Origin of the sequence: Paenibacillus swuensis (assembly GCF_001644605.1) — a bacterium.
GTDB lineage: Bacteria > Bacillota > Bacilli > Paenibacillales > DY6 > Paenibacillus_N > Paenibacillus_N swuensis.
In genome coordinates, this window is record NZ_CP011388.1 from 2,872,884 (window position 1) to 2,891,277 (window position 18,394).

Sequence of the window (18,394 nt, forward strand, 5' to 3'; positions counted from 1 at the left end):
GGTACACCAATTGATTGTTCTCAAATCGTTAAGCAAGGATTACGGCGCCAAGCGCAAGTCGGTTCGTGCTCTGGATGATATTAACTTAACCATAAACAAAGGTGAAATATACGGGATTATCGGACATTCCGGCGCGGGCAAGAGTACATTGATCCGCTGCATTAATCTGCTTGAACGACCGACGCAAGGCACTGTGGAGATGGACGGGGTGAAATTAACCGAACTCACCGTATCAGAATTGCAGGAACAACGGCGTAAGATCGGGATGATTTTTCAGCACTTTAACTTATTAACCTCCGCTACCGTATTTGAAAATATCGCATTTCCCCTTAAGCTTGCCCGCAAGAGCTCTTCTGAAATTGAGAAGAGAGTCAGCGAACTGCTGCAATTGGTCGGACTGGCAGATCACAGGGATAAGTTCCCGGCTCAATTGTCCGGTGGTCAAAAACAACGGGTAGGTATTGCCCGCGCACTGGCCAATAATCCAACGGTTCTGTTATGCGATGAGGCGACCTCCGCATTGGATCCGCAGACCACCAATGCGATTCTCGCCTTGCTTCTGGATATTAATCAGAAGCTGGGGCTTACAATTGTGCTGATTACCCATGAGATGCAGGTGATCCGCTCGATATGTGACCGTGTTGCCGTCATCGACGGCGGGCGTATCGTGGAATCGGGGCAGGTGGTGGATGTGTTCTTGAATCCCGCGCAACCGGTTACCCGTGAATTCGTGGAACAAGTATCCGATTCGGCGGAGCTTGGAGATGTTCTGGGCCGCGAGAAGAAGGCGGGCACCCATCAGGTTATGAGGGTGACGTTCCTGGGGGAAATTACGTATGAACCGATTCTGTTTGAAACGATGCGGGAACTCGGGACAAGCTTCAGCATACTGCAAGGCACAATCTCCCGGATGAAGAGCACGCCTTACGGTCAGCTCATCGTGAAAGTGCAAGGCAATGAAGCTCAAGTCAGACAAGCTGTGGAGACGTTACGAATCCGCGGTCTTGATGCGGAGGTGATATAGATGGGCTTTCCAACTATGGATTTTTCGGAAGTGGATTGGGAAGGCGTAGGCGATGCGACGCTGGATACGTTGACGATGCTGGGTTTCTCCACATTGTTCACGGTGCTCATCGGTTTGCCGCTGGGGATCCTGCTCTTTCTCGTATCCAGAAATCAGATTCTTTCCAGCAGACCGTTATATGGATTGCTTTCGTTCGTGATCAACGTGCTGCGTTCGATTCCGTTCGTGATATTAATGATTCTGTTGATTCCGTTAACGAAGCTTATTGTGTCCACTTCTACCGGCGTGGAAGGGTCCATTCCTCCGCTAGTTATTGCGGCGATTCCGTTCTACGCGCGGCTGGTTGAAGTCAGCTTGCGCGAAGTCGACCGCGGTGTGATCGAAGCGGCTCAAGCGATGGGCGCATCGCATTGGCAGATCGTTCGGCGGGTGCTGTTGCCGGAATCCCGCGCGGGTTTATTGGCGGGCGCGACGATTACGACCGTAACCCTGGTTTCCTACACCGCCATGGCCGGCATTATCGGCGGCGGCGGCTTGGGCGATATGGCGATTCGCTATGGTTACCAACGGTTTGATACAGCCGTGATGTTGGTGACGGTGACAATTCTGATTTTGCTGGTGGTATTGTTGCAGGCCTTGGGCGACCGGTTAGTGTTGAAGTACAGCCGGAAATAGGTAATGACAAGAAGGATATAAGGTGAACCATTCACTTCTATATACATGCAGGGCAGAGAAATCATACAAACGGAATAAAGGGAGTGTCAGAAGATGAAAAAAAGTTTATTGGCTTTACTGTTCATGGCATTAATCGTTCTTACGGCTTGCGGTCAAAATAATAACGCGGGCAACAACGAAGGCGCGAACACCGGCGCTGCGAACGGCGGCAACACCGGCGAAGCGGCAGAACCGGTTAAACTGGTAGTCGGAGCAACGGCGGTACCGCATGCTGAAATTTTGAAAGAAGTTCAACCGTTATTGAAAGAGCAAGGCGTAGAATTGGAAATCAAAGAATTTACAGATTACGTACAGCCGAACGTTCAAGTATTTGAGAAGGAATTGGATGCGAACTTCTTCCAACACATGCCTTACCTGGAAGAGATGAATACAGGCAAGAAGATGGATTTGGTGGAAGTTATCGGCGTTCATATTGAGCCTTTCGGTGCTTACTCCAAGAAGGTCAAGAGCGTAGATGAATTGAAGGACGGCGCTCGTGTAGCTATCCCGAATGATCCTTCCAATGCCGGACGCGCGTTGGCCCTGCTTGAGAAGAACGGCTTGATCAAGATGAAAGCGGGCGTTGGTATTGCCGGCACCGTGAAAGATATCGAAGAGAACAGCAAGAACCTGAAGATTGAAGAGCTGGAAGCAGCCATGTTGCCGCGTGTTGTGGACGAGATGGACCTGGCCTTGATCAACACGAACTACGCGCTGGAAGCGGGATTGAACCCGATGAAAGACGCTTTGTTCATTGAAGGCAATGATTCCCCGTACGTGAACATCTTGGTTTCCCGTCCGGATAACAAAGATTCCGAGGCGATGCAGAAGCTTGCCAAAGCTTTGACATCACCGGAAGTGAAAGCTTTCATCGAAGAGAAATACAAGGGCGCGGTTATCGCGGCGTTCTAAATTATAATCAGTTGCTTGGCCCGGGAGAAATTCCCGGGTTTTTTTGTTGTTTGTATAGCGAAACGCCCGAGTGAAACTAACCTGCTCAGGTGTCTGGTTTATTATGAATGTATGGGTAAATGCTGGGTTATCCCTATTGCTCAGGTACTCTATATTTTCTCAATTTTGGTCGACTGAGTTAATGGGATAACCCAGCATCTGGCACGGGGAACTTAATATGTTCGTTCGGCTGAGTCTTAGGGATAACCCGGCATATGTAATGACGATTCGTTGGAAAGTTTCTGTTAAACAAGGGTTGTCGTTCTCAAAGTAAGGCTGCCATCATAGGTATTCTCAACGACGGGTCTGGTTGCTGCTGTACAATAGTGTATTCCCGCCCAACTCGTTGACTATGGAGCTCAGGAGGAGAGGCTATGGGAAGGATGTTGCACAAGGGGATTGGTATCTTGTTTGCGATGCTGCCGGGTGCCGGGCACTTCTATATGAACCGATTCCGAACGGGGACCATCATTATGGTGTCGCTGGGAGTATTAGCTTACTTATTTCTGCGTTCGCATGGAGGCCTGTTTCTGCGGATTTTTCCCGTGTTCGGGGTCCTGTATGGTTGGAGCATCTATCATTTCCTCAAAACATATTCGCGTGTAACCCGGGTCCGCCACACGCGACCGTCTCTGATCAATTCTATGCTAAACGGCTTGCTGGGCATCGCGTTTCTGGCAGCATCCATTCTAGGCGCCTACATGTTCCATGCTGTGCCGCATTTCTTCAGCAGTCCGTTAGAGCAATCTGTAGGCAAACGTATGATAGGGTTTCTGGAAGATAAATATAATCGCTCCTTTACTGTCGTTACGATGACTCGCGGCCTTTATGTCCGCCAGTTTCGGGCTATCGTCAGTCCCGAAGACCGGCCGGATTTGCGGTTCAGCGTGAGACACGCCAATGCGGGATCAATCGCTTTTGCCGATAACTATCTGCAGGTGCTGTGGACGGCGCAACTTAAAGAGAGCATCCAGCCTTTGCTGAAAGGAGTCTGGGCGGGTACGAAAGTAGATATCCAACTAGCTCTGCATGAGGAGTTTGACCCCAATGCCCATGACCTGGAGGATGTGTTAAGTAACGGGACACCGGAAATCCGCGGCATACGGATGGCTTTGTATACTCCGGACAAAGAAGGCATAGAAAGCAGCAAAGAGCCGACCGGAGAAGAGTTGAGCAAATTACTGCAAGGCCTTAGAGACTTGTCCGAGGAAGGCGCCGCGCTAACGCTGCTCATTAACGGCAAGCCGCAAGATTCCCTGACGTCAGCCCGGGCAGCACATACCGCTCCAGCAAAGCGCGCGGATGCTTCCACCGTCTGACGTCAGGGTCCCCCGTGAACACGGCGACAAGGTCGAGCGCCGGGAACACGTAGATGAGCTGTCCGCCGTGCCCCAAGGCGAATACAGCCTCTTGCCCGCCGACGGCGCCGCTCCACCACTGGTAGCCGTACCGGCCAACGCCCGGCAGCCCCTCCGTGTGCGGGCGGACGGCGTCGCGGATCCACGCCGCGGGGACCACCCGGCGGCCGTGCCAGTCGCCTTCGCGCAGGACCAGCTGGCCCAGCTTGGCCATATCCCGCGCCGTCAGGCGCAGCCCGATGTGGCCGGCCGTATGGCCTTGCGGGTCCGCGCGCCACGCCGTCCCCGCGATCCCGAGCGGGGCGAACAGCTTCGCCTGCGCATACTCATGCGCGGGCATTCCGCTGACCCGCGTCAGGATCGCGGAAAGCAGGTGCGAGTCGGGACTGCGGTACAGAAACGCGTCCCTTCTCGCGGGATCGACCGGCAGGCGCAGGATGAACTTCACCCAATGCTTGCTCGCATGCATGCGGTGAATCCAGCGTTCGCCGAGGCGGGCGCCGGTCTGCCAGTGAAGGCCGGACGTCATCGTCAGCAGGTGACGGACGGTCGTCTCCTCCGCAGCCGGCGGAATCTGCGCCGGCACCCAATCCGGAAAGTAGTCATATACTTTCGCGTCCAGGGACAGGAGCCCTTCCTCAATCGCGATCCCGATGAGAAGCGACATCACGCTCTTGGTCGCGGAACGCAGATCCATCGGCGTCTCCGCCGAAGTTTCATTAAAGTAGCGTTCATGAACCAGACTCCCGTTCCGGACAAGCACAAAGCTGTATAGCTTCGGATGTTCCCTCGCGATCCGCTGATCCGCTTCCTCCAGCTTTCGTGAGTTTAAACCGACATGCTCGGGTGTAGATTTTGCCCAACTTCCTTGAGACGTTCCCTGCTCCTCAAGCGCTGTGTCCCCGTTTGGCCCATGCGTGATATCCACTTCGTGCTCTGTATCTCCGACCTCGACCTTTCTTTGATCTATCGTTTCCATAACGGACAACCTCCCATCTCTCTGTTACTATCTTCTCTTATTCCCTCCAAAACAAACATTCGAATCAATAAGCGGCCAATCTAGCAATCTAGTATATTTACGGTCGGAGCCAGCCATACTGTTCACAGAGGGGACGAACGGAGGCGGATCGAGCATGCTCAGAGCGAGCAGGTACAGAAAAGGTGTATTCGGTGCTTCAATCAAAAGGGCTGCGATTTATATGCTTGTCTTTCTTAGCGGTGTCATTGTAACACAGATGATCTTTCGGACTGCCGAGGGACACACACCGATTCTAAGCGCCAGGGATAATGTTGTTCGGATTCTGGCCGTTACGGGTTCAGGCGAGGTTACCGCGGGTTCGGGATGGCTTGTGGGAGAGCGTGAGCACAGCGACGCCCGGTATGTGGTCACAAGCTATCATGTCACGGTTAACGGCGAAGCCTTATATGTTCAACAACAAGGGAAGACAATAGAGGCCGTTCCTGTGGCAGCGGATCCGTTGCGGGATTTAATTGTTCTGGGCATTGCCGAGCCTTTACCTGGACGTTCGGGACTCCGTTTATCCGATTATCGCGAGGCCGAGCCTACGGAGCAGCTATGGGCATTGGGATTTCCGGCGGTATCGGACACCGTTTCGGGTGAGATGAGCTCGAATACCGAGGAAGTCACGATTACGAACGGCATTGTCAGCAGGATGGCGGTAGACCCCGCGGGTCGGCACATTATTCAGATGACCGCACCAATCAACAATGGCAGTTCCGGGGGACCGGTGTTGAATGGACGGGGTGAAGTCATCGGCGTGAACACCTTCAAAGCGTTGGAGGATTCACAAGGCGTATTCGGCGCGGTCCATAAAGACGAGTTGATTCCATTATTAAAGGATGCCGGAGTGCAAAGGGATTATAAATCGGTTTTCAGCCCCCTTTCCTTTATTAAATGGATAGAATTCATTCCTGTAGTGTTGTGGTCAGGTTTATTATTGTTGTGGGTGTTTGCATATCGCAAAGCGGATTATCGAGTTTACCGATCATAGGGATGAGCGGCTTCTTTTTCAATTTAATGTTTAACTTGTCCCACATTAGGGTAATGATTCGGTAAACAAGTTCCGATAAAGTATTTACAGCAATTTAACATGAAATGCTTTCAACATGTGCCGGACCTTGTTATAATGAACGTGTATTGAAAGATACATATTCTTGGGATTTTTGCTATACACTACACCATGTCACACCGCTCCTTCTGTACAGCGGAACGACGCACCGTAGAATTGCCGAATGTGCTTTTTTATGACAATGGGAGGGATTCAGTGTGGCCAAAAGGAACGATGAAGTGAAAGAAAGTGTTATGGAAATGGCACGTATTTTTCAACCCCGGGACCCCAGAAAATTTGTAAAGGAGTATGTGAAGAAGTACAGAATTATGGGTGGCTATGAAGACGAATTGACATTGATCGTTGAAACCGAAATGCAGAAGATGAAGCTGGCTTCATTAGCGCAAGGATAGTTGAACGCGCGGCTCAACGAACGATTACATATAACAGACTAGATATGAATTACCTTTCGAGGTAACGGATGGCGGAGAGACTTGGGGAAAGAGCCCGGGTTTCTTTTTTTTTTGCGTCCAAAAAAATCCGGATGTTGAGTGAAGTTTGGTGACGCGGCATACATTATGATATATTGAAAATACATGTAACGGAGGGGAACCACTTTGATCGTAATCAAGACACAAGAACAGATCTCCAAGATGAAAGAGGCGGGCAAGATTCTCGCCGATTGCCACCATGAAATACGCAATATGATTAAACCGGGCGTCACCACCTGGGAAATTGACCAGTTCGCTCAGAAGTTTATTGAAAAGAACGGCGCAATCGCCGAACAAATAGGATATAACGGATACCCTTACGCCACGTGCGCTTCTGTGAATGACGTGATTTGCCACGGATTTCCCAAGAAAGAGCCGCTGAAGAACGGGGATATCGTGACCATTGATATGGTGGTTAACTTAAACGGCTGGCTGGCGGACTCCGCTTGGTCTTATGCCGTCGGAACGGTTTCCGAAGTGGCCCGGCAGTTGTTGGATGACGCTAAGGAAAGTCTGTACATCGGGATTGAACAGGCGATCGTCGGCAACCGGATCGGGGATATCTCGAACGCGGTTCAGCGGTTCGGGGAAAGCAAGGGATACGGCGTTGTGCGTCAGTTCATCGGGCACGGCATCGGTTCCAAGATGCACGAAGAGCCGCAAGTGCCGCATTACGGACCGGCGGGCCGAGGGCCGCAGCTGAAAGAAGGTATGGTGTTTACCATTGAACCCATGCTAAACACAGGCGGGTATATGGCCGTCATCGACTCCGACGGATGGACGGCCCGTACGAAGGACGGCAGTTTGTCGGCGCAGTACGAGCATACGATTGCAATTACCAAAGACGGTCCGCTGATTCTCACAAATCAGAACTCATAGATATAGAACCCCTTTGGGAGGGTAAAGGTAAGAAGCAGAATTCAGCCGGATAGGGGGAAACGGGATGGCTGAACATGAACCGAAGAAGATAGTTACGATAACGGGTCTGACGCGAGACCTGGAAGCTTTAGGTTTACGCCAAGGCATGACCGTAATCGTGCACAGCTCCATGAAAGCGTTGGGCGGCTGGGTTTGCGGAGGTCCGCAGGCGGTCATCGAATCTCTGCAACAGGTGGTGGGTACGGAAGGCACATTGGTCATGCCGACGCAATCCGGCGATTTATCCGAGCCTTCCTATTGGAGCAGGCCTCCGGTGCCCACGGAGTGGTGGGAGACCATACGCCGGGAAATGCCGGCCTATGATGCGGCGTTGACGACGACGCGAGGCGTCGGCATCCTGCCGGAAACGTTCCGCAAAGGCAGCGGCGTGCTGCGAGGCGAACATCCGCAGCTGTCCTTCGCGGCGTGGGGAAAGCATGCGGAGCATGTGGTTTCCCCGCACGGCCTGCAGGACGGGCTGGGCGATGCTTCGCCGCTCGGACGACTGTACGAGCTGGGCGCATTCGTGTTGATGCTCGGTGCCAAGCATGACAGCAATACGTCTTTGCATCTATCCGAATACCGCGCGTCCTTCGCGGGGAAGAAGGAGATTATGCAAGGAGCGCCAGTGATGTCCGGCGGGGAGCGGCAATGGGTTGAGTACTTCGAGCTGGAGCTGGATAGTGATGATTTTGAGGTGATCGGGGAAGCTTTTGGGCGGGAGAAGAAGGTTGTGCAGGTTGGCCAGGTAGCGGATGCCGCGTCCATGCTCATGCCTATGCGGGATTTGGTCGATTACGGAGTCACATGGATTGAAGCGTTCCGCGGAACGCAAGAATCGGAAGGGTGAGTGAACACGACATGCAGAATCAGGACAAGGTTTCCCTATCAATTGGAGATATTGTAACTGCCACCTATAAGACCGGTGAATATATCGGGGAATTAACAGAGCTATCCTCGCCTAGGGGCGTCGTGAAGATCCTTGCGGTCATCAAGCACCCGACACAGGGCGATTTGCATCAGTTGTATGAGGCGGATGTGGCGATGTTCCATCAACGGAAGGCGCTCGCCTATACGGAGAAAGCACTGGTGCCTTTGAGCGCGATTCATCCTTACAGCGGCAGCATCCCCGGTTATAAAGAATCGTTGCAGAAGGCCGTGCAGCTGGAGATGGAAATGCTGAGCCGAACCGGAGATTGGGCGCGGCGGGCGCTTGAGCAGCTGGAAGAGCTGAAGAAAGATTACACATTCTAGAGGCTTCCGGCATGCGCAATACATAGATTGACGGGACAAGCACAGGGGGTAAGGACATGTCTGTTGACCGCAGGAAGTTGATCGTGGAAGCTGCGAGTCATTCCTTCGCCAGATTCGGATACAAAGCGACAACGATGGATCAGGTGGCCAAGATTGCCAATGTCGGCAAGGGGACCATATATACGTTTTTCACGAATAAGGAAGAGCTGTTCGACGAAATCATGCGCAATCTCATTCAGGACATGAAGCACGCGGCTGAAGAGGTGTATGACGAGAACGTGCCTTTTTTTGATAATTTGAACACTATTCTGTACAAAATGCTGGATTACCGCTCCACGCACGAGCTTGTGCTGAAGCTGTCCCACGAGGTCAAGGATATGGGAACGCTGATGGCGCAGGAAGCGATCGCCGCGTTAGAGAATGAAGTAGTCCGCTATATCGAGCGGAAAGTGCAGCGGGCATTGGACCAGGGCGAGATCAAGCCGTGCGATCCGTATATGACCGCTTATGTGGTGGTCAAGCTGTATCTGGCGCTGGCTTCCGATTGGACAACCAACCATGAGCCGTTGAGCAAGCAGACGATCGCGGATTTGTTCCGATTGTATTTGAAAGAGGGATTGGCGACTTAGGTTGCATAGGACTGTGGTGAGGGAACTTGCTGCGGTCTTTTTTTGTGTTTACAGGATCGGGAATGTTCTAACGAATCGTAACGACGCTTAGAAGACTTTTGGCAATGGTTATAATCTCTAACGAATCTAAATGACTCTTAGCGGGCTATTCGGAGCAAATCAGATGACCAAAATGCCTCTAAGAATGCATACGATTCGTTAGAAAATAAAGTATGGTGTTTTTTGACGTTAAGCATCGCTACGATTCGTTAGAATGTCCCCCGCAATAAAGGGATATCAGTGGTAACAAATTAATATGTAAATAATTAGGAAAACCCTCAACTTTTGCGACTCCCTGTCCGTTATATATAGTAGAAAATACGAACAGATAGGGAGTTACGAATCGATGAATAAGTTTAGGTTGAAACGTCTGGCCGGTATGGTTCTCGTCCTGTGTATGATTTCTTCGTTGTTGGCGGGCATCTCCCCGGCACGTGCGGCAGAGGAAATAGTCCAAGGGGTGGAATTCAGCACCTATCCTTCGCCCCTTTATGTATATGTTGCGGATCAGACCTATTCGCTCCAGCTGTTAGCTACGATTGAGGGTCAGACCGCACGTAAGAACGTAACGAATGATGCGATCTGGACCTCCAGCGAATCTTCTATAGTCAAGGTGGAGAAAGGCGTTCTGACAGCGTTAAAGCCCGGAACGGTTACGATCACAGCAACTTATAGCAATAAACAAAAGACCGTTACAATATATGCGAAACACTTGTTCAAACAATTCAAACTGACGAACCCGGGCTCCGCCTCGCCGGAGAATGCTTTAACCGGTAAGGTGTCGGCCGAGTTGGGTCAAGGGCTCGAGTTGAATGCCAAGGCGGTTAATGACAGCGATGTTTCCAATAACGTTACTGACTCCGCGGTATGGAGCAGTTCCAACACTTCTGTATTCACGGTTGCCAAAGGGAAGATAACCACAGTCGGTGAAGGCACCGCCACACTGACAGCAGCATACAAAGGTATGGAAACTCAGGTGGATGTCGAGGTTGGCAAACCTTATAAATCGGTGACCATACAGAACGCTTCCGGCACCGAGCCCATCCTTGAATATACGGTTGGTGAGTCGGATTATCCGTTGAAAGCCGTAGCAGAATCGATCGCAGGTACATTTAAAGATGTTGCCGATACAGCGAAATGGACATCCAGTAATGCGGCCGTTGTTATGGTAGACAAGGGAATTTTGAAGCCCGTAGGCAAAGGCACCGCCAAAATTACGGTAGAATACCTGGGTGTTAAAGATGAGTTCAATCTAAATGTCCGCCTCAAATACCAAGCGATGACGATGACTCCCGCGGAAGATATCTCTTTATTTGTCAGCGATATTCCTGTGACCTTCAGCGCGCAAGTGATGAATGATATAGCGGATGCGACGAACGCCGCGCCGGAGTGGAGTACTTCCGATCCGATCGTGGCCACGATTTCGACTACCGGTGTGGTAACCCCTAAATCGCCGGGAGTTGCAGTCATCAAAGCATCCTATCTTGGCTTGAACAAGCAAATTACCGTCAACGTCATGCAGAACTTAACCGCGCCATTAGTTATAGAGCCGGAAGCTGTTGACACGTATCGCGGTGACTCGGAGAAACTGCCTGTAGTGAAAGCGAAGACGATCACCGGCGAAAGCATGGATGTATCCAAAATCGTGAAGTGGACCTCCGATCAACCGGACCTAGTCGAGATTACTAAGGACGGCAAGTGGTTGGCCAAAGCGAACGGAAGCGCGGTTCTGACTGCAAGCATTCGGAAATACACGGCAGCAGCGGATGCGGCTCCTTATGTATCCAAGTCGGTGAATGTAACCGTGAAGGAGAAAGCGCTGGCTTTAATTCCTTCTACCACTGTTTTATCCTTGTTCGCTGGGCAGGAAGTGGATTTACCCTCGGTGGACGCGGTTTTTGCGGACGGGGTTGAAGAGAACGTAAGCGCCAAGGTTACTTGGAAAACATCCTCCGACAACCTTTTGATCAAGGGAACAAAGGTTAAGGGGCTTGTCGGTTCCAAAGTTACACTTACCGCATGCTATATGAACAAGAGCGTCAACATCCCGGTTACGATCGAAGATCGGATTCTGACTTATGAGATTGAACCGGAGACATTGGTTATCTATCCGGGCAAAACGCAGTCCATTAAAGTGACAGGCTACACCAATACCGGCAAAAAGCTGTCCGTCGGAAGCAAAATCAAATGGACCATCGGCAACACCAATGTAGCTATCGTGAAGGGAGCAAGCGTCAAGGGCTTGATTGAAGGCGCGACCGTTGTGCGCGGAACGTATCAGGGGAAACTTCTCGAAGTTCCAGTGACCGTTTACCTCCGATTGCAAAAGCTGACCCTCGCCGAGAAATCCGCCAAGCTGAGCTCGGGTTCGTCGGTTACACTGAAAGTGAACGCCGTGTTCGATACCGGCCGCACAGTGGATGTCAGCCCGCTGGTCACATGGGTTAGCTCCAACAGCGCTTCGGTTACGGTGAAGGACGGCGTCGTCACAGCCGTGAAGAAAGGCTCCGCCACGATCAAGGCAATTTATCAGAACAAGTATGTTACGTTCCGCGTGATGGTTTATGCTTAGAATCTGAAGAAAATGAGCTCTATATACTTCTATCTCAGATCTAACGAATCAAGATAGCGCTATTTAGGGTACTCAGCCGCTAAAGGGTATGTTCTAATCCCAATAGTGATACCACGATTCGTTAGAATTTTAAAATGCGATTTATTAGCCGAATAGCGTTACCACGATACGTTACAGAAACGAAAGGGAGTCTCCGCAATAGCGAAGGCTCCCTTAATCGTTTAAACAAATTGACTATTTATTAATATAGATCGTTTGGCTCTTCCCTGAAAAATAAAGCTTGAACCCCAATCCCTCCGTAAGCAGGCGAAGCGGCACATAGGTTTTCCCTTGTACGAACCGAACCGGGGACGTTACCGCGACCGTCTTGCCGTTCACGATCATTGTCTTCGCGCCGCCCTTCAGCTTGACAACCTTCCCGCCGTACGTGACGACGGTGCTCTTGGAAGCCGCATCCCAGCGAGTTTTGGCGCCGAGCGCATCGGTAATTTCTTTAATAGAAACCGAGGTTGTTCCGTTCACCACGATCGGTTTGTAGGGGCTGACGATCTCTTTGCCGGCCGCGACGACAGCGGGTTTAGCAGGATCGGTTAATGTGTTGTATTTCCCCCATATGGTTTCGGCAAAGGCTTTGGCCATCGCTTCATAGCCGGACTGGTTGGGATGTATGTCCCGGTTCATCACGATATGGGTGAATTCCCCTTCACGTCCCTCGAAGGCTTTCCCCACAGGAACAATGACCGGCTTCGGACCCGTGGTTTGGGAAGCGGCAACCTCCTCCATCGTTAAGGCAAACAGATCCGTAACCACCGACAATTCAGCGTAAGCATCCTTGTTTACGAATTCAGGCAGCGGTTGATATTGATCGGAAAGGACGATTTCGGCCGTCGGGTTCAAGGTGCGTAACATGCGCAAGATCTCTACGATATCCCGTTTGTAGTTATCCAATATAGCTGGAACCTCAGCTGCAATGGTATCAATTCGGTTAAAATCATAGCCGATAGTCTCTAGTAAATTGAGGAAATCATTGCCCCCAATCGTAACCGTAATTAAGGTAGCGGACTGCAGCTCCTTCTTTACCTCAGCCGTCTGTCCCGCGCGTTTGTCGGCCAAGTCACCGGAGAGTTCCGGCTGAATTTCGCCTGCTGTAATTGTGAGATCCTCTGCAATAGCGGCTATGTATTTCTTCAATCCACTCGTGGTCAGCCCATTAATCCCGTAATTCTTCACCTCGGTCATACCGTGGTACAAAGCCTGTTCATAGAGCCGTTCCACAAAGCCGTAAGGCGCGGAATCCGCTGTATAACCTGGCTCATAGCCGACCGTGAGGGAATCGCCCAAGGCTACATATTCAATGTTCTGGCTGGTTGGATTCTTAACGGGAGCCGCGGTCACGGCTGAAGTAAGCAAAGCGGTTAGAACCAACGACACAGCGCCTGCACTCAGTACCTTTGTTAACATAGATTCCACTTCCTTAGGATAGATTAGCAAAAAATGACATACCTCCATTATACAAAAAAGGGACTGCGAAAAGTGCAAATTTATTATTTTCTGACGAGGCGTGTAAGCATTTATTAATCAACCACATAAAAAATATTAAATTGCCATGCCATTTTGGCGGTGTTAAAATAGTATAAACTTATTACGCGTATAGAGAATATTGCGAAAATTCCGTTTTTTAACACAATGCTTATGATGCCAACAATTCATAGATGGGAAGGTTGACACAATGAAGTTAAACGGTTTGCCGGTGAAACAGGGGCTCTATGATCCGCAATTTGAACGTGATGCCTGCGGGATGGGGTTTGTCGCCAACATTAAAGGGAATAAATCGCATGCTATTGTCAGTGAAGCACTTGAAGTATTGAAGAACCTGGACCACCGCGGCGGTCAGGGCAGTGAGAAGAACACAGGAGACGGCGCGGGTATTATGCTGCAAATCCCTCATACTTTCTTTGCGAGAGAGCTGGGCAAAGAGGGCGTGACGCTGCCGAACGAAGGCGCATATGGCGTAGGGATGGTATTTCTTCCGTTTAATGAAGAACAGCGTACCTCATTTGAACAGACGTTGGAGAGAATTGTACGGGAAGAAGGACAAACCGTCATTGCTTGGAGAACGGTGCCTACGGATGACAGCTTATTGGGAGATTCCGCGAAGTCCGTTCAGCCTTATGTACGTCAAATCTTCATCGGCAGCGCGAACGGCGCGGGTGAAGGCCTTGCTTTTGAACGCAAGCTGTACGTTATTCGCAAGCGCGCGGAGCAAGCGATTCGTTATTCCGGTATGCAGGGCGGGGAGTCGTTCTATTTTGCCAGCTTATCGTGTAAGAAAATTGTGTACAAAGGCATGTTGACCACCGAGCAGGTGAGTTCGTTCTATCAGGAACTGAATGACCCTTCTTTGGAGACGGCGCTTGCTTTAGTGCATTCCCGCTTTAGTACCAATACTTTCCCGAGCTGGGAAAGAGCGCATCCGTACCGCTATGTGATTCACAACGGTGAGATTAACACGCTGCGCGGTAACGTGAACTGGATGCATGCGCGCCAGTCCATGATTGCGACGGAAGTGTTCGGCGACGACATCGGCAAGATTAAACCGATTATCGACAACGACGGTTCTGACACGGCTATGTTCGATAATACGCTGGAGTTCCTGTATCTGTCCGGACGGTCGCTGCCGCATGTGGCCATGATGATGGTGCCGGAACCTTGGGCTAACCATGACACGATGAAGCCTGAGAAGAAGGCTTTTTATGAATACCACAGTACGCTCATGGAGCCATGGGACGGACCTGCGGCGATGGCGTTCACGGACGGCACCCAGATCGGGGCGATCCTCGACCGTAACGGTCTGCGGCCTGCGCGCTACTATGTAACCAAGGATGACAAGATTATTCTATCCTCCGAAGCGGGTGTCTTGGACATTCCGGCGGAAGATATCGTATATAAAGATCGTTTGATGCCGGGCAAAATCCTGCTTGTTGATACGGCGGAAGGCCGCATCATATCCGATGAAGAGCTTAAAGCTTCGATTATCTCGGAGAATCCGTACCAGCAATGGCTGGACGAACATTTGGTGTCATTGGAAGAGTTGCCGGATGCGACCGAATTGCCGGAACCGGACCACAAGTCCGTGTTGCTTCGTCAGAACGCGTTCGGATACACATTTGAAGACCTGCGCAAAGTGTTCGAGCCGATGGCGCAAGCGGGTGTGGAGCCGATGGCTTCCATGGGGTATGACGCTCCGTTGGCTGTGTTGTCAGGGAAACCGCAACGTTTGTACAACTACTTTAAGCAACTGTTCGCGCAAGTAACGAACCCGCCGATTGACGCGATTCGCGAAGAAATCGTCACGGCTACAGGAACGACGGTCGGACCGGAGCGCAACCTGCTGCTGCCGGAACCGGAAAGCTGCCGCCAAATTCGCATGAAATCGCCGATTCTTTCTAATGAAGAATTCGCGAAGCTGCGCCATATTCGCCGTCCGGGCTTCCGCTCGATGACGCTGCCGATTCTGTTCACCGCGGCTGACGGCGCGAAAGGGCTCGAGGACGCGCTGGATCTGATGTGCGAAGCGGCGGACCGCCTGATCGGCAAAGGACATAACCTGCTGATCCTGTCGGACCGCGGTATGGACCGCGAGAATGCGGCGATTCCGGCTTTGCTGGCTGTTTCTTGCCTGCATCATCACCTGATTCGCCAAGGTACACGGACGAGAGTGAGTTTATTGCTGGAATCCGGCGAGCCGCGTGAAATTCATCATTTTGCGTTGCTGCTGGGGTATGGTGTGAGCGCGGTGAATCCTTATCTGGCTCTGGAATCGCTGGATGATATGATCCGCCAAGGCCTGCTTACGAATATTACGCATCAGAAAGCCGTGCAGCACTACATTAAGGCGGCGACGAAGGGCGTTTTGAAAGTTCTTTCGAAGATGGGCATTTCCACGATTCAATCGTACCGCGGCGCGCAGATTTTTGAAGCCGTCGGCTTGAAAGAAGAGTTTGTGAATAAGTACTTTACCTGGACACCGTCTCGAATCGGCGGCATCGGGTTGGATATTGTGGCGGAGGAAGCTTTGACGCTGCATAACCGCGCTTTTGCCGATGAGGGTGTGGATTTGACGCTGGAAACGGGCGGCGACTACGCTTGGCGTAAAGACGGCGAAGAGCATCTGTTCAGCCCGCAGACAATTCATACGTTGCAGCAAGCGGTTCGCCGTAACGATTATGGATTATTCAAGAAGTATACAGGCATGTTCGATGATCAGTCTGAGAAGCATCTGACGCTTCGCGGCATGCTGGAGTTTAAGCTGGATCAAGCGGTTGCGGTTCCGTTGGAAGAGGTTGAACCGGTCGAGTCGATCCTGAAACGCTTCAACACAGGCGCGATGTCGTACGGTTCCATCTCCAAGGAAGCGCATGAGGATCTCGCGATCGCGATGAACCGCGTCGGCGGCAAGAGCAACACCGGCGAAGGCGGGGAAGATCCGAAGCGCTTTATCCCGGATGCGAACGGCGATTCCCGCCGCAGCGCGATCAAGCAGGTGGCTTCGGGACGCTTCGGCGTAACGAGCAACTATCTGGTGAACGCCGACGAGATTCAGATCAAGATGGCGCAAGGCGCGAAGCCGGGCGAAGGCGGACAGTTGCCGGGCCGCAAAGTGTATCCGTGGGTTGCGGAAGTGCGCGGCTCCACACCGGGTGTGGGCCTGATCTCGCCGCCGCCGCATCACGATATTTACTCAATCGAGGATCTGGCGGAGCTGATCCATGATCTGAAGAACGCCAACCCGCGCGCACGTATCAACGTGAAACTCGTTTCCGAAGTTGGCGTCGGCACGATTGCCGCGGGTGTGGTCAAGGGCCTCGCGGACGTAGTCCTGGTGAGCGGTTACGACGGCGGCACCGGCGCGTCCCCGCAAACCTCCGTGCGTCACGCGGGCTTGCCTTGGGAGCTGGGTCTGGCGGAGACGCACCAGACGCTGCTCCTGAACAACTTGCGCGACCGCGTCGTCGTACAGACGGACGGGAAGCTGATGTCCGGCCGCGATGTGGCCGTGGCGGCATTGCTGGGCGCCGAGGAGTACGGCTTCTCGACGGCGCCGCTGGTTGCCCTGGGCTGTATCATGATGCGCGTATGCCATCTGGATACTTGCCCGGTCGGCGTAGCGACGCAGAATCCGGCGCTTCGCGAGAAGTACATGGGCGATCCGGAGCACGTGGCGAACTTCATGCGCTTCATCGCGGAAGAGCTGCGGGAGTGGATGGCGAAGCTGGGCTTCCGCACCCTGAACGAGATGGTCGGACGCAGCGAATTGCTGGACACGCGCAAAGCTCTGACGCACTGGAAGGCGCGCGGGCTGGATCTGTCGCCGCTTCTGTATCAACCGGAGATGGGCAACAATAAGACCCGGTATGCGACGTTCACGCAGAACCACGGCTTGGATTCCACGCTGGATATGACGCAGCTGATGCCTGCGGTGATGCCTGCGCTTGAATCCGGTACGCCGGTTCAAGGGATCTTCCCGATCTGTAACACGAACCGTGTTACGGGAACGATTGTCGGCAGCGAAGTTACTCGCAGATACGGGCTTGCGGGCTTGCCGGCGGATACGATTCGCCTGCACTTCAAGGGCTCGGCGGGTCAAAGCTTCGGCGCTTTCGTGCCGAAGGGTATGACGCTATCGTTAGAAGGCGACTCCAACGATTACGTCGGCAAAGGTTTGTCCGGCGGCAAGATTGTGGTGAAGCCGTCCGAGCGGGCGACGTTCGCTCCGGAGGAGAACGTGATTATCGGCAACGTGGCGCTGTATGGCGCCACGGCAGGTGAAGCGTACTTCAATGGCAGAGCCGGCGAACGCTTCTGCGTGCGGAACAGCGGCGTGCAAGCCGTTGTCGAGGGCGTGGGCGATCACGGCTGCGAGTACATGACAGGCGGACGCGTCGTTATTCTCGGCGCGACCGGACGGAACTTCGCGGCAGGGATGTCGGGCGGTACGGCATATGTGCTGGATGAGCACAATCAGTTCATCAACCGCTGTAACATCGAGATGGTGCTCCTGGAGCGCATTGAGGATGAAGAAGAGGCGGAGTTGCTGCAATCGATCATCCGTAACCATGTCGAGTACACAGGCAGCCCTTTAGGCCAGCGTGTCCTGAGCGATTGGGAGACCATGTTGCCGAAGTTCGTGAAAGTCATTCCGAAAGATTACAAGCGGATGATGGACGCGATTGAACGCGTGAAACGCTCAGGTGTCAGCGAGGATGAAGCGGTTATGGCGGCTTTTCAAGCCAACATGCGCGACCTGTCCCGCGTCGGCGGAAATTAAACGAATATGAACTCCCCGGTTCTTAGTGAACCGGGGAGTTTTTTTGC

14 protein-coding genes are annotated in these 18,394 nt (G+C 52.3%); 12 read left to right on the top strand and 2 right to left on the bottom strand.

Features of this window, described 5'->3' with window-relative positions:
- The first annotated feature begins 10 nt into the window (after positions 1 to 10).
- The 4 genes from SY83_RS12680 to SY83_RS12695 all read left to right on the top strand — a co-directional run bounded on the left by SY83_RS12680 (position 11) and on the right by SY83_RS12695 (position 4,008).
- Positions 11 to 1,024 (top strand): methionine ABC transporter ATP-binding protein, encoded by a 1,014-nt coding sequence (locus SY83_RS12680; protein WP_068607019.1) that lies wholly within the window; start codon positions 11 to 13, stop codon positions 1,022 to 1,024.
- Entirely contained in the window at positions 1,025 to 1,699 is a 675-nt protein-coding gene (locus tag SY83_RS12685) for a methionine ABC transporter permease (RefSeq protein WP_407944594.1), read from the top strand. It abuts the gene before it with no gap.
- Positions 1,700 to 1,792: 93 nt separating this feature from the next.
- Complete coding sequence (locus tag SY83_RS12690) at positions 1,793 to 2,650, top strand: MetQ/NlpA family ABC transporter substrate-binding protein (protein WP_068607022.1); 858 nt, start codon at positions 1,793 to 1,795, stop codon at positions 2,648 to 2,650.
- A 413-nt stretch (positions 2,651 to 3,063) separates the two neighbouring features.
- Entirely contained in the window at positions 3,064 to 4,008 is a 945-nt protein-coding gene (locus SY83_RS12695) for a hypothetical protein (RefSeq protein WP_068607024.1), read from the top strand.
- Here SY83_RS12695 and SY83_RS12700 read toward each other — a convergent pair.
- Positions 3,923 to 5,026: a serine hydrolase domain-containing protein gene (locus SY83_RS12700; protein ID WP_082882505.1), complete on the bottom strand. Its 1,104-nt coding sequence runs from the start codon at positions 5,024 to 5,026 to the stop codon at positions 3,923 to 3,925. The genes SY83_RS12695 and SY83_RS12700 overlap by 86 nt on opposite strands.
- A 154-nt stretch (positions 5,027 to 5,180) precedes the next feature.
- Between SY83_RS12700 and SY83_RS12705 the strand changes: the two genes are divergently transcribed.
- The 7 genes from SY83_RS12705 to SY83_RS12735 all read left to right on the top strand — a co-directional run bounded on the left by SY83_RS12705 (position 5,181) and on the right by SY83_RS12735 (position 12,019).
- Entirely contained in the window at positions 5,181 to 6,059 is an 879-nt protein-coding gene (locus SY83_RS12705; protein WP_068607026.1) for a S1C family serine protease, read from the top strand.
- Between the two features lie 275 nt (positions 6,060 to 6,334).
- On the top strand, positions 6,335 to 6,529 hold the full coding sequence (locus SY83_RS12710) for a hypothetical protein (protein WP_068607028.1): 195 nt from the start codon (positions 6,335 to 6,337) through the stop codon (positions 6,527 to 6,529).
- 204 nt (positions 6,530 to 6,733) lie between these two features.
- Positions 6,734 to 7,486, top strand: coding sequence for a type I methionyl aminopeptidase (map, locus tag SY83_RS12715; protein WP_068607029.1), 753 nt, complete (start codon positions 6,734 to 6,736; stop codon positions 7,484 to 7,486).
- Between the two features lie 64 nt (positions 7,487 to 7,550).
- Positions 7,551 to 8,375 carry an AAC(3) family N-acetyltransferase gene (locus tag SY83_RS12720; RefSeq protein WP_068607032.1) on the top strand — a complete coding sequence of 275 codons (825 nt, stop codon included), beginning with the start codon at positions 7,551 to 7,553 and terminating at the stop codon, positions 8,373 to 8,375.
- Between the two features lie 11 nt (positions 8,376 to 8,386).
- The gene (locus SY83_RS12725) at positions 8,387 to 8,779 is read left to right on the top strand and encodes a kinase-associated lipoprotein KapB (RefSeq protein WP_068607034.1); all 393 of its coding nucleotides are present in this window, start codon (positions 8,387 to 8,389) and stop codon (positions 8,777 to 8,779) included.
- Between the two features lie 56 nt (positions 8,780 to 8,835).
- Entirely contained in the window at positions 8,836 to 9,408 is a 573-nt protein-coding gene (locus SY83_RS12730) for a TetR/AcrR family transcriptional regulator (protein ID WP_068607036.1), read from the top strand.
- A 385-nt stretch (positions 9,409 to 9,793) separates the two neighbouring features.
- Positions 9,794 to 12,019 (top strand): Ig-like domain-containing protein, encoded by a 2,226-nt coding sequence (locus SY83_RS12735; protein WP_068607038.1) that lies wholly within the window; start codon positions 9,794 to 9,796, stop codon positions 12,017 to 12,019.
- A 234-nt stretch (positions 12,020 to 12,253) separates the two neighbouring features.
- Here the strand turns inward: SY83_RS12735 and SY83_RS12740 are convergent, their stop codons facing one another.
- Positions 12,254 to 13,480, bottom strand: a complete 1,227-nt coding sequence (locus SY83_RS12740; RefSeq protein ID WP_068607040.1) for a stalk domain-containing protein — start codon at positions 13,478 to 13,480, stop codon at positions 12,254 to 12,256.
- A gap of 268 nt (positions 13,481 to 13,748) precedes the next feature.
- On the opposite strand from SY83_RS12740, the gene gltB reads away from it, so the two are divergent.
- On the top strand, positions 13,749 to 18,347 hold the full coding sequence (gene gltB, locus SY83_RS12745; protein ID WP_068607042.1) for a glutamate synthase large subunit: 4,599 nt from the start codon (positions 13,749 to 13,751) through the stop codon (positions 18,345 to 18,347).
- Positions 18,348 to 18,394: the final 47 nt, after the last annotated feature.

Excerpts from the sequence above, each read along its gene's own strand:
- SY83_RS12690 (WP_068607022.1), top strand. The coding sequence starts at position 1,793 with ATGAAAAAAAGTTTATTGGCTTTACTGTTCATGGCATTAATCGTTCTT.
- SY83_RS12685 (WP_407944594.1), top strand. The coding sequence starts at position 1,025 with ATGGGCTTTCCAACTATGGATTTTTCGGAAGTGGATTGGGAAGGCGTA.
- SY83_RS12720 (WP_068607032.1), top strand. The coding sequence starts at position 7,551 with ATGGCTGAACATGAACCGAAGAAGATAGTTACGATAACGGGTCTGACG.
- SY83_RS12730 (WP_068607036.1), top strand. The coding sequence starts at position 8,836 with ATGTCTGTTGACCGCAGGAAGTTGATCGTGGAAGCTGCGAGTCATTCC.
- SY83_RS12700 (WP_082882505.1), bottom strand. The coding sequence starts at position 5,026 with ATGGAAACGATAGATCAAAGAAAGGTCGAGGTCGGAGATACAGAGCAC.
- SY83_RS12725 (WP_068607034.1), top strand. The coding sequence starts at position 8,387 with ATGCAGAATCAGGACAAGGTTTCCCTATCAATTGGAGATATTGTAACT.
- SY83_RS12735 (WP_068607038.1), top strand. The coding sequence starts at position 9,794 with ATGAATAAGTTTAGGTTGAAACGTCTGGCCGGTATGGTTCTCGTCCTG.
- gltB (WP_068607042.1), top strand. The coding sequence starts at position 13,749 with ATGAAGTTAAACGGTTTGCCGGTGAAACAGGGGCTCTATGATCCGCAA.
- SY83_RS12695 (WP_068607024.1), top strand. The coding sequence starts at position 3,064 with ATGGGAAGGATGTTGCACAAGGGGATTGGTATCTTGTTTGCGATGCTG.
- SY83_RS12740 (WP_068607040.1), bottom strand. The coding sequence starts at position 13,480 with ATGTTAACAAAGGTACTGAGTGCAGGCGCTGTGTCGTTGGTTCTAACC.
- SY83_RS12705 (WP_068607026.1), top strand. The coding sequence starts at position 5,181 with ATGCTCAGAGCGAGCAGGTACAGAAAAGGTGTATTCGGTGCTTCAATC.